This window comes from Aquibium microcysteis (genome assembly GCF_014495845.1).
Taxonomy (GTDB): Bacteria; Pseudomonadota; Alphaproteobacteria; order Rhizobiales; family Rhizobiaceae; genus Aquibium; species Aquibium microcysteis.
This window is the reverse complement of record NZ_CP061080.1, coordinates 4,862,216-4,874,819: the sequence shown is the minus strand read 5'-3', so window position 1 is coordinate 4,874,819 and position 12,604 is coordinate 4,862,216. Positions and strand designations below refer to the sequence as shown.

Here is a 12,604-nt window from a genome sequence, read left to right as displayed (position 1 = left end):
TCCCGCCGTCTCCCTATTGTCATTTGATAGGGATGCAATCGAAAACCCATCACTTTCGCGAGATCGCCCTGATCCGCAAAAGCGTTTTGCCTGCGGCATGTCGTTTGGTCGCAACACAGGACACCCGTGTGGGGGAAAAAACCGGATGACCCGGCAGACACGCGCCGATCATCCCGTGAGCGCGACGATGGTCTCGGAGCGCGGCGCGAGGCTCCTGCTCGGCAGCGGGCTACTCCTGCTCGCGATGCTGTGGCTCGGACCGCTGCCCGAAATGGCGCGTCGCGCCTTTTCCCCGCACATGGTCCTGCACCTGGGGGTCACGGTGGTGGCCGCTCCGCTGATTGCGCTGGGGTTGATCGGGCTATCGCGCGACAGGGCGGTCCGTCATCCGGTCGCCTGGGCGCTCGGCGCTTCCTTGTTCGAGATGCTGGTCGTCTGGGGCTGGCACGCACCCGTGCTGCACGAGGCCGCGGCGGCGCGGCTTCCCGCCTTCGTGGCCCAGCAGGCGAGCTTCTTCTGTGCAGGCCTGCTGATCTGGGTGACCGCCCTTGCCGGCAGAAGCCGTGCGATGGCCGGCGTCAGCGTCTTTGCCATGCTCTTCACCTTCATGCACATGGCCATGCTGGGTCTGCTTCTGTCGCTTGCACCCGGTCTTCTCTACGACCCCGCCTACTGCCTGGGTGCGTGGGGGTTCGACCCGCTGGACGACCAGCGGCTGGGGGGAGCCCTGATGGCGGTTCTGGGCGGATTGCCCTACCTTGCGGGCGGGCTGGCGCTGACCTGGCGAATGCTCGACGATTGATCGCCCCCCGGCGCCCGGTCAGGCCCCGGGCGCGCCTCAGCGAAAGTTGGAGGCGTGGGAGCGGAGGGACGACAGGAGGGATCTCAGGAGCCGCGGCGGCCGTTCCGGATCGAGCGCATCGCTCTCGGCCAGTTTCTCCTCGGCAGCGTTGATCGGCGCGGGCTCGAAAGGCTGCAGCGTGCGTCCGCTGCCGCGCAACGCATCGATGGCTGCGATAAGCGACCCGTTCCTGTCGAGGCGGGCCTTCCGGACGACCTGCGGTTCGCAGCCGAGATGCTCTGCCAGAAGATCGTCCGCAACGTCTGCGATCCGCCGGCGCAGATCGGCGTCCTCCGGCGCGGCTTCGATCACGAGGTCGCATTCCGTGTCGAATCCCATCGACCGGTTGTTCAGGTTGGACGATCCGATCCTGAACAGGACGTCGTCGACGACGAGGATCTTGGCGTGCACGTAGATCGGTCGGCCCCCTTCGGCCACTGGCGTGAAGATGCGGAACCGCTCGTACATGTCCGCCTGCCGGACGATATCGAACATCTGCGCGCGCGACGAATCCATCACCTCGGCCTCGAGGAAACCGTCAGCCGACAGGGGATTGATGATGACGATCTCGGGGCCGTCCTTCTCGACGAGGCGGGAGGCGATGGCCTCTGCGACGGCCCTCGACGCGAAGTACTGGCTCTCGCAATAGATGGTGTGTCGGGCGGCGCGCACCGCGTCGAGCGTCAGCCGCTCGACCTCCCGCACGTCATCGGTATCGTCGTCCCCGGGCATGGTTCGCGCGATGCCCAGCGTCACGTTGCGGAACGTCGGTTCGATGCGGGCCGGCCAGATCGCCGCCTGGCTCGGCGGCGGTGGTTCGAGTTCCTCGCCGGTCGCCCGCCGCCAGCGCTCCCGAGCAAGATCGCCCAGTGCGCGAGCGGCGCCATCGTCGACGGCCGCAGTCGCGTCATGCCACGGACCGTAGGACCGCCCGCTCGGCCGCACCCGTCTGGGATCCTCGTCGAGGTGCTCACGGGTGTCCCAACGGTCCGCGGTCATGTCGATGCCGCCACAGAAGGCGAGGACATCGTCCACGACGACGATCTTCTGGTGGTGCGCCGCACCAGGCGGATGCATCCGGTCCAGCTTGAAGTGCAGCCGCCGATTCGTCGTCCAGCCGAGAAGCGCGAAAGGGGTGGTGCCGCGTCCGAGGGCAAAGAGTGTACCGAGGTCCCACTTCAGGATGTAGACGTTGAGATCCGGCCGATGTTTCACCAGCCAGCGGAGACATGGTCCCAACTGGTTCGGCCCTTCCAGCTCCGCGCCTTCAGGTTCGAAGCTGATGCGGGTGTCGAAGTCCCAGCCTATCAGATAGATGGAATGGCGCGCCTTGAGGAACGCATCCTTGACTGCGCGGAAATAGTCCGCCGCGTCGACGATGAGCGCCGCGCGGTCGGCATGGGCCACCCGCCAGCAGTTGCTGCCGGCAGACAGAAGCGGCGTGTTTCCTTGCGAAAGCGAGGGTTTCATCATCGCAACAACAGGCCTGGGGGCGACGGGTTCCATCGATACCGGCCAAGGGGTTTCCGTCCGAGCGGAAAGGACGCTTGTCAGATGACGCTGATCGTCCCATCGCTTTCGAGAATGACGGCTCGTGTCGCCTCCACCCCCCGAACTCCATTCGAACGAACGGCACTCGTCACCTCTTCCTCGGTGATCCGCTGGCGGAGCATCGTGTCGCGGCAGAAACGGCCATCGCGGGCGAGCAGCGTCGGCTCGGAGCGGACGAAGCGGGCAAAGCCGCTCGCCCGGACGGAGAGGAAGGTGACGAGATACTGCATCAGGATGAGCAGCCCGATCGCTGTCGCGCCCCTGGCGAGGCCGAGGGACTGCTGCAACAGGATCGAAGACAGGGTGGAGCCGAGCGCGACCGTCACGACCAGATCGAAGGCGTTGAGCTTCGCCAGGGTGCGCTTGCCCGAGATGCGGAGGAACAGCACCAGGCAGGCGTAGGCCAGCATGCCCACGACGATCGTGCGGACGATTCCTTCCCACCCCTGGAAGAACATCTGCGACCAATCCATCCGGACCTCCCTTCACACCGCACCGCCTCTCGCGTCGCAGCCGACATCAAAGAGAACCGGAGGCCGCGGACGGCCTCCGGCATGTTTCAGGCTCGAGCCGACCACACGGGATCAGGACTCGAAGATGTCGACCTCGTCGTTCTCGCCGAGCTCCTGGCTGTTGCCGGCGTTCCAGCGCGGCATGGCCTCGAGGTCTTCCTCGCTCAGCCCCTGAAGGACCAGCTGCTCGTCACCACGGATGGAGGAGACCCGGTCCAGCGGCAGAGCGACTTCCCGCTCGCCCATGCCCAGAAAGCCGCCTTCCGAAAGGATCAGATAGGTGCGGTTGCCATTGGCGACGACGCGCTCGACCTGGCCGAGCTGCTCGCCGCGGGCGTTCACCACCTGGCGGTCAACCAGCTCGCTGACGCGGATGGTGGTCGCCGCGCCCTGTATCCGGGCATCACCGCGCAGAGCGTCGTAGGCCTGCTCCGGTATCCGGTCCCGCTGGATCGAGGCGGTGCGATCATCGTCCTGCTGATCCTGCATCGCCTGCTGGTTTGCCTGCGACTGACGATCCCGTCCGGACTGCTCGTCCTGCTGATTCGCCGCCTGATCGCCCATCCGCTCGACGCGGACGTTCGGCTCGCCGGTGCGGTTGTAGGTCACCTGCGGCTCACCTTCCATCTCGAACTCGATGTTGGGCTCGGCGCGCTCGTAGCGAACCTGAGGCTGGGCGCGCTCGATCTGTACCCGGGCCTGCTGTTCGGCGCCCTCGCGACGGACGACGGCCTGGCCGCGTTCGACCTGCACCTGGGCCTGGTCCTGATCCTGGACGTTGACCTCGGGCTGCTCCATCTGCACCGAAACCTCCGGCTCAGGCTGGTTCACGCGAACCTCCGGCTGCGACTGGGAGACGTTGAACCGGGGTTCCGGCACGTCCACGGTCACGTTCGGCTCCGGCAGGCGGACGATGATCTCCGGCTCGGCCTGCGTGATCGTGATCTGCGGACGCGGCATCTGGACCCGCACCGTCGGCTCGGCCTGACGCACGATGATCTGCGGTGCGGCCTGCTCGACCCGGGCCTGCGCGGGATCCTGCGAGTAGGTGATCTCGGGAGCGTCCTGCTCGACGAGCACACGCGGCTCCGGCTGGCTCACGACGATGCGGCCGCCATCGACGTCCGTGTCGGCCTGAGCGGCATTCCCCTGACGGTTCTGGTTCGCAGCCGTGCCGGCCTGATCGGCGGACGCCTGGCCGGTTCCTGCCTGCAGCTGACCGCCCTGGCCCTGCTGCTGAGCCATCCGGTCGCGGCGCTCGAGTTCGTCGATCGCCTGTTCGGCCTGCGCCACATATTGCGCACATTCGAGGCGCCCGTCGCTGGAGATCACGTCATTGGCGCGATCGATCCACTCGTCGCGGAAGCGGCCGTCGTACTCCTGCACGATCTGCGTCAGACGCTGGCAGGCCTGGACGGCTGCATTCTGGTTGGCCTCCTGTGCCAAGGCGGCCGGGGCAGCGGTGCCGCACATCAGGCCCGCAGCAAGGAGAAGTTTCGTTGGGTTCTTCATCTCGTGTCCTCTCGTTGGATTCGAAGTGTTCTTCTGGGGATGCGAGAGAGCGCTGACCGCCCGCGGAGGGAGGGGTCGCCGCGGCCCGGGTCGTTTCACCCCGGCGCGGCACGCTGCTCCCTTGGCAAACTGCCCGATCCACCAACTGTTCCCGGCCGATGCGATTTAGTTTGTCGGTCCTGCGGCAGGACCGTGGCCGAAAACGGCGGACTGGCGGGCCGTCGGCCTCATTTGCTTGAAGCCGCAGGTCCGGCACGCTACAAGGCCGCGCGCCGGGACGCGCAAAGAAGCAGCGCGGGCGGCACGCCTCTGAACGACATGACCGGAACGAGGCCTTCCGGCGGAGCGGAACGACCATGCAGGCGGAACCGATCGTGACCGTTTCCCACACCGGCGGATGCCGCTGCGGAGCCGTGCGCTTCGAGGCCTCCGACGAGCCGCACCACATCAGCTACTGCCACTGCACCGACTGCCGCCGCGCCACCGGTGCGCCCGTTTCCGCCTTCGTCGGCTTTGCGGCCGACAACGTGCGATTTACCATCGGCGACCCGCGCCTGTTCGAGAACGGTGCGGCCAGCCGGAGCTTCTGCGCGACCTGCGGCTCGCCCATTGCCTATGCCGACGCACGACTGGAGAACCAGATCTGGTTCATGCTCGGCGCGATGGACCGCCCGGAAGACTATGTACCGACCCTGCACGCCTATGTGTGCGAACAACTGCGCTACGTGCACATGCCCGACGACCTGCCGCGGCTGGTGCGGTCGAGCGTGGAGAGATCAGGATCCCCGCAATGAAATTCACCCTGTCCTGGCTGAAGGATCACCTCGAGACCGAGGCGTCCCTCGCCGAAATCTGCGAACGGCTGACGATGATCGGCCTCGAGGTCGAGCATGTCGACGACAAGGCGGCGCTGAAGCCCTTCGTCATCGCCAAGGTGCTGACGGCTGAGAAACACCCCGACGCCGACAAACTGCGGGTTCTGACGGTGGACACCGGCGCTGGCCAGCCGATTCAGGTGGTGTGCGGCGCGCCCAATGCGCGCGCCGGGCTGATCGGCGCCTTCGCCGCGCCGGGAACCTACGTGCCCGGCATCGACGTGACGCTCTCGGTCGGCAAGATCCGCGGCGTGGAGAGCCGAGGCATGATGTGCTCGGAGCGCGAGCTGATGCTGTCGGACGAGCATGACGGCATCATCGACCTGCCGGACGACGCGCCGGTGGGCCAGTCCTTCGCCGCCTGGGCGAAGCTCGACGATCCCGTCATCGAGATCAACCTGACGCCCAACCGGCCGGACGCGACCGGCGTGCACGGCATCGCGCGCGACCTTGCAGCGGCAGGCCTCGGCACGCTCAGGACCGGCGCGGTCGAGCCCGTCGGCGGTGCCGGCGACTGCCCGGTGAAGGTGACGATCGAAGCGGACGACCTCTGCCCCGGCTTCGCTCTGCGGCTGGTGCGCGGCGTCAGGAACGGGCCGTCGCCGAAGTGGATGCAGCAGCGGCTGATGGCGATCGGCCTGCGCCCGATCAACGCGCTGGTGGACATCACAAACTACATCACCTTCGACCGCGGCCGGCCGCTGCACGTCTTCGACGCCGCCAAGGTGAAGGGCGACCTCGTGGTGCGGCGCGCCCGCGACGGCGAAAAAGTGCTGGCGCTCGACGGGCGCCAGTACACGCTGACACCGGAAATGTGCGTCATCGCCGACGACAATGGCGTTGAGTCCATCGCCGGCATCATGGGCGGCGAGCATTCGGGCTGCGACGAGACCACCACCGACGTGCTGATCGAATCGGCGCTTTGGAATCCGCTCAACATTGCGCGCACCGGCCGCGAGCTCGGCATCATCACCGATGCACGCTACCGCTTCGAGCGCGGCGTCGACCACGAATTCATGGGTGCAGGCCTGGAACTCGCCACCCGCATGGTTCTGGATCTCTGCGGCGGCGAGGCATCGACGGAGCGGGTCGTCGGCTACGCGGGCCATACCGCGAAGACGATCGCCTTCCCGGTTTCGGAAGTGACTCGGCTGACCGGCATAGAGGTGCCGGCCGAGGAGGCGCGCGACATCCTGGAGCGACTCGGTTTCGGCGTGGCCGACGTGTTCGGCATGGATATCTCCGACGGTCCGCGCAACGCCGGCTCGACGCTGAGCTACCTGTCGGCCGACAACATGCGCAACGTTCGCCGCAAGGGCGCATTCGAGGTGACGGTCCCGTCCTGGCGGCCGGACGTGGAGGGCAAGGCGGATCTCGTCGAGGAGGTGATGCGCATCCACGGCGTCGAGAAGATCGCGCCGCAGCCGATGGTGTCGCACGACGCCGTCAACGGCCGCATCCTGACCACGCTGCAGGTCCGCACCCGCGCGGCGCGGCGGGCGCTCGCGGTGCGCGGGATGATGGAGGCCGTCACCTGGTCATTCATTCCCGCCAGGCACGCCGAATTGTTCGGTGGCGGACAGGAGGCGCTGAAGCTCGCCAACCCGATCGCCGCCGACATGTCGGACATGCGGCCCTCGCTGCTGCCCGGCCTGCTCGCGGCGGCGCAGCGCAATGCCGATCGCGGCTTCGCCGACGTGGCGCTGTTCGAGGTGTCGGGCACCTACGAGGGCGACGGCGCCAACCAGCAGCGGCGCGTGGCGGCCGGCGTGCGCCGCGGCACCGCGCGCGTGGACGGCTCCGGCCGCGCCTGGTCCGGCCATGCGGCGGCCGTCGGTGTGTTCGACGCCAAGGCAGACGCGCTGGCCGCGCTGGAAGCCTGCGGCGCGCCGGTGGACAAGCTGCAGGTCGAGCCCGGCGGACCGGCCTGGTATCACCCCGGCCGCTCCGGCACGATCAAGCTCGGCCCGAAGGTGGTGCTCGCCACCTTCGGCGAGTTCCACCCGCGCACGCTGGAGGCGCTCGACGTGTCGGGGCCGCTCTGCGGCTTCGAGGTTTACGTCGACGCCGTTCCGGAGCCGAAGGCGCGCGCCACCCGCACCAAGCCGCGTCTGGATCTGTCGCCCTTCCAGGCGGTGCGTCGCGACTTCGCCTTCGTGGTGGACAAGGCCGTGGAGGCCGGCACGCTGACCAAGGCGGCGCTCGCGGCCGACAGGAAGCTGATCACCGGCGTGACGGTGTTCGACGTGTTCGAAGGCGCCTCGCTCGGCGAGGGCCGCAAGTCGATCGCCATCGAGGTATCGATCCAGCCGGTCGACAAGACGCTGACCGACGAGGATTTCGAGGCGCTCGCCGGCCGGATCGTCGAGAACGTGAAGAAGCAGACCGGCGGCGTGCTGCGGGGATGAGGCAAACGTCGCCGCGGCCACCGCGGCGACGTTTGCCGGCTTCCGGCCGTCCCCAGTGTCCGCACGCAGGCCATTGACAAGAGCCCGGCCTTCGGAGGAAGGGTCTGCGCAGAAGGGAGCCGGATGCGCTCCCGCGCGTTAGGCTGGCAGTCAGCCGACAGGAGTTCCAGGACATGTTCACGCTCGAAATCGACGGCGTTGCCGTCGCAATGACCGATGCCGACGAGGCTGAAGCCCGGGAAATCTTCGACAGCGAGGATTTCAAGGCCGATCTCGCGGAGTTCACGACCGACGGCAAGCCGGTTTGGAACGGCAAGTCGCCCTTCACCATCCGCCCGGCGACCGAGGACGAGGAAGACCTCTTCGACGACAGCCTCGAAGCGGACGAGGATGACGAGGACGAGGACGGCGCGAGTGTCGTCTTCCTGGTGATGGTCGACCAGTTCGACGACGAGTTCGACGACGAAGACGAATGAGCTCTTCCGGGGGCGCGCGCGACGCGCGCCCCCGGCTGCGGCGTTCCGCACCCCGTCCAGCCTCGGTGTCGGGCCGGCGGATCACCTCCCTCCCGCCTCGATTGGCCAGATGGAGTTGCATCATGACCCCGATCGCCCGAACCACCCTTCCCTGCGGAGAAACCTTGCCCGTGCTCGGCCAGGGAACGTGGATGATGGGAGAAGACCAGGGCAGCCGGTCCGCCGAGGTGTCGGCGCTTCGGACCGGGATCGACCTTGGCATGACGCTGATCGACACCGCGGAGATGTATGCCGCGGGCGGAGCCGAGACGGTCGTTGCCGAAGCCATCGCCGGCAGGCGCGACGACCTGTTCCTCGTCTCGAAGGTGCTTCCGTCCAACGCCTCCCGCACGGCCACGATGCGCGCCTGCGAGGCAAGCCTGCGGCGGCTGGGAACGGATCGCATCGACCTCTATCTGCTGCACTGGCGCGGAAACATACCTCTGGCCGAAACGGTGGAGGCCTTCGAGGCGCTGAAGGCGGCAGGCAAGATCCGCCACTGGGGCGTCAGCAACTTCGACGCTGACGACATGGACGAGCTCGCCGGCGTGCCCGCTGGCAGTGCCGTGCAGACCAACCAGGTGCTCTACAACCTCGCCACACGCGGCATCGAGTTCGACCTCCTGCCGCAGGCTCGGGCAGCCGGACTTCCCATCATGGCTTACTCACCGGTGGCGCAGGGTGACCTTGCGGCAGACCGACGGCTTTCTGCCCTCGCGGAGCGGCATGGCGCGACGGCGGCGCAGGTGGCGCTGGCCTTCGTGCTGTCGCGTCCCGGCGTCATCGCCATTCCCAAGGCCACGCAGCAACGGCATGTCCGCGCCAACCGCGCCGCCGCCGACCTCGTGCTGTCGGCGGCCGATCTTGCCGAACTGGATCGCCTGTTCCCGCCGCCGCGCCGGAAGATGGCGCTGCAGATGATCTGACCGCCGCCGCGGGACCCCTGCGTGGAGCCGGGGCAACCACGCCAGCGCGCGGTGCCGTCTTGCATCCTGATGCGCCCTGCACCATATCCTCGTCTGCGGGCCGGGCCCCTCTGGCGATCGTCACCCACGGTCGCGATGTCGGATCGCACACTCAACGGGCCCGCCGAGCATTCCACCAACGAGCGGGCAGATGGAGGAACCCATTCCATGCTGCGCATGCGCGGTCTCACCTTCTTCGCCCTCTTCGCGGCGCTCTTCGTGTCCTTCACGCTGGTCTCGACGGATTTCGCCGAGGCACGGCGCGGCGGCAGCTTCGGCAGCCGCGGATCGCGCACCTTCCAGGCGCCACCTCCCACCCGCACCGCTCCGGCCCAGACCGCACCCGTCGAGCGCTCGATGACGCCGGCACCGGCGCCGGGCGCCACCCGCCAGCAGCAGACGGGCGCGCAGCAGGCGGCCGGCCCGCAGCGGCCCGGGATGTTCGGCGGCGGCCTCGGCGGGTCGCTGATGCGCGGCATCCTGATCGGCGGCCTGTTCGGCATGCTGCTCGGCTACGGCTTCGGCGGCATGGCCGGCGCGCTCGGCTTCCTGATCCAGCTCCTGCTGGTCGGAGCTTTGATCTGGCTGGCAATGGCCTTCTTCCGCTCGCGCCGGACTCCGGCCATGGCCGGCGGCGCGCCCTCGGGCGGCCACGGCTTCGGCCGCGAACCGACGCGGCGAGACGCGGCGCCTTCCGGCGACACACGCAGGGCTGGCGGTTTCACCGTTCCCTCGATCGGTGGCGGGGCGGCGGCCCAGGTCGAAAGCGAGCCTGAGATCGAGCACATCCGGCTCGATCAGGCCGACCTCGACACGTTCCAGCAGCGGCTGACCGAGGTGCAGGAGGCCTTCTCGCGCGAAGATCATGCAGCGCTGCGCCGGCTGTCGACGCCCGAGATGGTGTCGTTCTTCTCCGAGGAACTCGCCCAGAACGCCACGCGCGGCGTGGTGAACGCGGTCTCGGGCGTGCATCTCCTGCAGGCCGACATCGCCGAGGCATGGCGCGAACACGACCGCGACTATGCCACCGCGGCGCTGCGCTACGAGGCCGTCGACGTGCTGCGTGACCGCGCCACGGGCGCGCTCGCCGGCGGCTCGGAGGAGCCCAGCGAGACGGTCGAACTCTGGACCTTCGTGCGCGAGCGTGGCGGCGCGTGGAAGCTGTCGGCGATTCAGGAGGCGTGAGGGGGGCAGGGCGGTGTCCGGCGCAATGTGCGCCGGGCTCAATCTTCGGATCGCCGCAGGATGGTCCTGAGGCTCCGACTGTCGTAGGCGCGGCTTCGGTGCGCGCGATAGATGACGAGCACGCGCTGGCCATTCCTGTCCTCGACACGGCAGACAAGCCGGTAGTCGCCGACGCGCAGCTTCCAGTGGCCTTTCAGATCGCCCGAATAGGGGACGAGGCGCTGCCGCGCATCGGGCGCGGCGAGGAGATCGTCCAGCGCCGCCTTGATTCGGCGCTGGTCGGCGGTCCCGATGCGCGCAAGGTCTGCAACCGCATCCGGATGCCACTCAATCCTCAAGGCCGAGCCGCCGCCAGACCTCTTCGTTTGGCACCGGCTGGAATGGCGCCGTCGTGCGAGCCTTCACGACGTAAAGGTCTTCCAACTCCTCCAGCTTCTCGACGATCGCCTCGCGCATGAGGCGCTGGCTGTCGAGGCCGTGCGCTTCGGCGAGTTCGTCCCAGCGCGTCTTGACGTCGTCGTCGATGCGGATGCTCAAGGTTTTCATGACGTCTCGATCCCGGGTCGATGAACGGGGCGGACCATACCGCGGCCTCGACCTACCGGAGTGGTGGATCGTCTCGGGCGCGCTTTACAATACCGTCCGGAACACGCTCACGGGGCGGCTCTCCGGCCATGGCGTCAAGGACGTCGACCTGTTCTACTTCGATGCCGCCGACCTGTCGTGGGAGGGGGAGGACGCGGTGATCCGCCGTGCCGCGCCATCCTTCGCCGCGCTTCCGGTGCCGGTCGAAATCCGCAATCAGGCGCGAGTGCATCTCTGGTATGAGAGCCATTTCGGCCAGCCCTACCCGCCGCTCGGCTCGTCGCGGGAAGGCATCGACCGCTTCGCCTGCACGACCCATTCGGTCGGCGTGCGGCTCGACGCCGATGATCGCCTCAACCTCCATGCACCTTTCGGGCTCGACGACATCTTCTCGTTCCGGCTGGTGCCCAACCGGGTGCTCGACAACCGCGCCACGCATGATAGCAAAGCGGCACGGGCGCTTCCCCTTTGGCCGGAGTTGACGGTCGTACCCTGGTAACTGCTTTCCCGGTTCCCTCCTCGCCCGTCACGCAGTAGTGTCGCCCCGATATTTTTCGAGGAGGAAAGAAAATGTTTCGCTGGGGTATCCTGTCCACCGCCAAGATCGGCCGCGAGCACGTCATCCCGGCGCTGAACGACAGCGAGAACGGGCTCGTCACCGCCGTCGCCAGCCGCGACCTGTCGCGCGCGCAGGCGCTGGCCGGGCGGATCGGCGCGCCGCATGCCTTCGGCTCCTACGAGGAGATGCTGGCGTCTGACACGGTCGACGGCGTCTATATACCGTTGCCGACCTCGGAGCACGTCGAATGGGCGATCAAGGCGGCCGATGCAGGCAAGCACGTGCTGGTGGAGAAGCCGCTGGCGCTGAACGCCGAAGACATCGCCCCGGTGATCGCCGCGCGCGACCGGAACCGCGTGCTGGTCTGCGAGGCCTTCATGGTGGCCTACCATCCGCAATGGCACAAGGTGCGCGACCTGATCGCGGACGGCGCGATCGGCCGGCTGCGCCACGTGCAGGGCGCCTTCACCTATTTCAACGTCGATCCCGTCAACATGCGCAATCGGCCGGAACTCGGCGGCGGCGGCCTGCCCGACATCGGCGTCTATCCGACCGTGGCGATGCGGCTGTCGACGGGCAGGGAGCCGCTGAAGATCCGCGCCCGCGTCGAGCGCGACCCGGCCTTCGGCACGGACATCTATTCGCACGTCACCGCCGACTGCGGCGATTTCGACATGACCTTCTACGTCTCGACGCAGATGGCGGCGCGGCAGGGCATGGTGTTCCACGGCGAGGCCGGCTTCATCGAGGTGGCGACGCCGTTCAACGCCCGCATCTATGGCGACGACACGGTGACGCTTCACAACCACAACCACACGGAGGCCACCGTCTACCGCTTCCCCGACACAAGGCAGTACCGGCTGCAGGCGGAGGCCTTCGTGAAGGCCGCACGCGGGGAGAAGGTGGACGTGTTCCCGCTGGAGAGCTCGGTGAAGAACCAGAAGGTGATCGACGCGATCTTCCGGGCGGGCGAGAGCGGCGGGTGGGAAGAGGTGTAGGGACGGCGGGCGCGGAGAGTCGCGCTCGACGATACCCCCCTCTGTCCTGCCGGACATCTCCCCCACGAGGGGGAAGATCGGCAGCTTCGGCGGCGGCG

The 12,604-nt window shown here is 67.9% G+C and carries 13 protein-coding genes; 8 read left to right on the top strand and 5 right to left on the bottom strand.

Annotated features, from left to right (window positions below; genetic code table 11):
• The first annotated feature begins 145 nt into the window (after nt 1-145).
• Entirely contained in the window at nt 146-802 is a 657-nt protein-coding gene (locus IAI54_RS22990) for a cytochrome c oxidase assembly protein (RefSeq protein WP_210321166.1), read from the top strand.
• Between the two features lie 36 nt (nt 803-838).
• On the opposite strand, the gene IAI54_RS22985 is transcribed toward IAI54_RS22990, so the two are convergent.
• From IAI54_RS22985 to IAI54_RS22975, 3 genes are all read right to left on the bottom strand, one after another.
• A complete protein-coding gene (locus IAI54_RS22985) occupies nt 839-2,314 on the bottom strand; it encodes a phospholipase D-like domain-containing protein (RefSeq protein WP_235679150.1) in 1,476 nt (491 codons plus the stop codon).
• 77 nt (nt 2,315-2,391) lie between these two features.
• Nucleotides 2,392-2,865 carry a DUF421 domain-containing protein gene (locus tag IAI54_RS22980; protein ID WP_187969389.1) on the bottom strand — a complete coding sequence of 158 codons (474 nt, stop codon included), beginning with the start codon at nt 2,863-2,865 and terminating at the stop codon, nt 2,392-2,394.
• A 111-nt stretch (nt 2,866-2,976) separates the two neighbouring features.
• Nucleotides 2,977-4,515, bottom strand: coding sequence for a PRC-barrel domain-containing protein (locus tag IAI54_RS22975; protein ID WP_210321165.1), 1,539 nt, complete (start codon nt 4,513-4,515; stop codon nt 2,977-2,979).
• 257 nt (nt 4,516-4,772) lie between these two features.
• On the opposite strand from IAI54_RS22975, the gene IAI54_RS22970 reads away from it, so the two are divergent.
• From IAI54_RS22970 to IAI54_RS22950, 5 genes are all read left to right on the top strand, one after another.
• On the top strand, nt 4,773-5,210 hold the full coding sequence (locus IAI54_RS22970; protein WP_420838246.1) for a GFA family protein: 438 nt from the start codon (nt 4,773-4,775) through the stop codon (nt 5,208-5,210).
• Complete coding sequence (gene pheT / locus IAI54_RS22965; RefSeq protein WP_187969387.1) at nt 5,207-7,699, top strand: phenylalanine--tRNA ligase subunit beta; 2,493 nt, start codon at nt 5,207-5,209, stop codon at nt 7,697-7,699. The genes IAI54_RS22970 and pheT overlap by 4 nt, the downstream gene beginning before the upstream one ends.
• A gap of 173 nt (nt 7,700-7,872) precedes the next feature.
• Nucleotides 7,873-8,175 (top strand): hypothetical protein, encoded by a 303-nt coding sequence (locus tag IAI54_RS22960; protein ID WP_187969386.1) that lies wholly within the window; start codon nt 7,873-7,875, stop codon nt 8,173-8,175.
• Between the two features lie 119 nt (nt 8,176-8,294).
• Nucleotides 8,295-9,140: an aldo/keto reductase gene (locus IAI54_RS22955; protein ID WP_420838318.1), complete on the top strand. Its 846-nt coding sequence runs from the start codon at nt 8,295-8,297 to the stop codon at nt 9,138-9,140.
• Nucleotides 9,141-9,347: 207 nt separating this feature from the next.
• A complete protein-coding gene (locus tag IAI54_RS22950; protein ID WP_235679149.1) occupies nt 9,348-10,364 on the top strand; it encodes a Tim44 domain-containing protein in 1,017 nt (338 codons plus the stop codon).
• A gap of 38 nt (nt 10,365-10,402) precedes the next feature.
• Here IAI54_RS22950 and IAI54_RS22945 read toward each other — a convergent pair whose 3' ends face one another.
• Together IAI54_RS22945 and relB are read right to left on the bottom strand one after the other, a co-directional pair.
• The gene (locus IAI54_RS22945) at nt 10,403-10,702 is read right to left on the bottom strand and encodes a type II toxin-antitoxin system RelE family toxin (protein ID WP_187969384.1); all 300 of its coding nucleotides are present in this window, start codon (nt 10,700-10,702) and stop codon (nt 10,403-10,405) included.
• Complete coding sequence (gene relB / locus IAI54_RS22940; RefSeq protein WP_210321164.1) at nt 10,692-10,901, bottom strand: type II toxin-antitoxin system RelB family antitoxin; 210 nt, start codon at nt 10,899-10,901, stop codon at nt 10,692-10,694. The genes IAI54_RS22945 and relB overlap by 11 nt, the downstream gene beginning before the upstream one ends.
• A 7-nt stretch (nt 10,902-10,908) precedes the next feature.
• On the opposite strand from relB, the gene IAI54_RS22935 reads away from it, so the two are divergent.
• Both IAI54_RS22935 and IAI54_RS22930 read left to right on the top strand, forming a co-directional pair.
• Nucleotides 10,909-11,448: a nucleotidyltransferase family protein gene (locus IAI54_RS22935; protein ID WP_235679148.1), complete on the top strand. Its 540-nt coding sequence runs from the start codon at nt 10,909-10,911 to the stop codon at nt 11,446-11,448.
• A gap of 71 nt (nt 11,449-11,519) precedes the next feature.
• Nucleotides 11,520-12,506, top strand: coding sequence for a Gfo/Idh/MocA family protein (locus IAI54_RS22930; protein ID WP_187969382.1), 987 nt, complete (start codon nt 11,520-11,522; stop codon nt 12,504-12,506).
• The last annotated feature ends 98 nt before the right edge of the window (nt 12,507-12,604 follow it).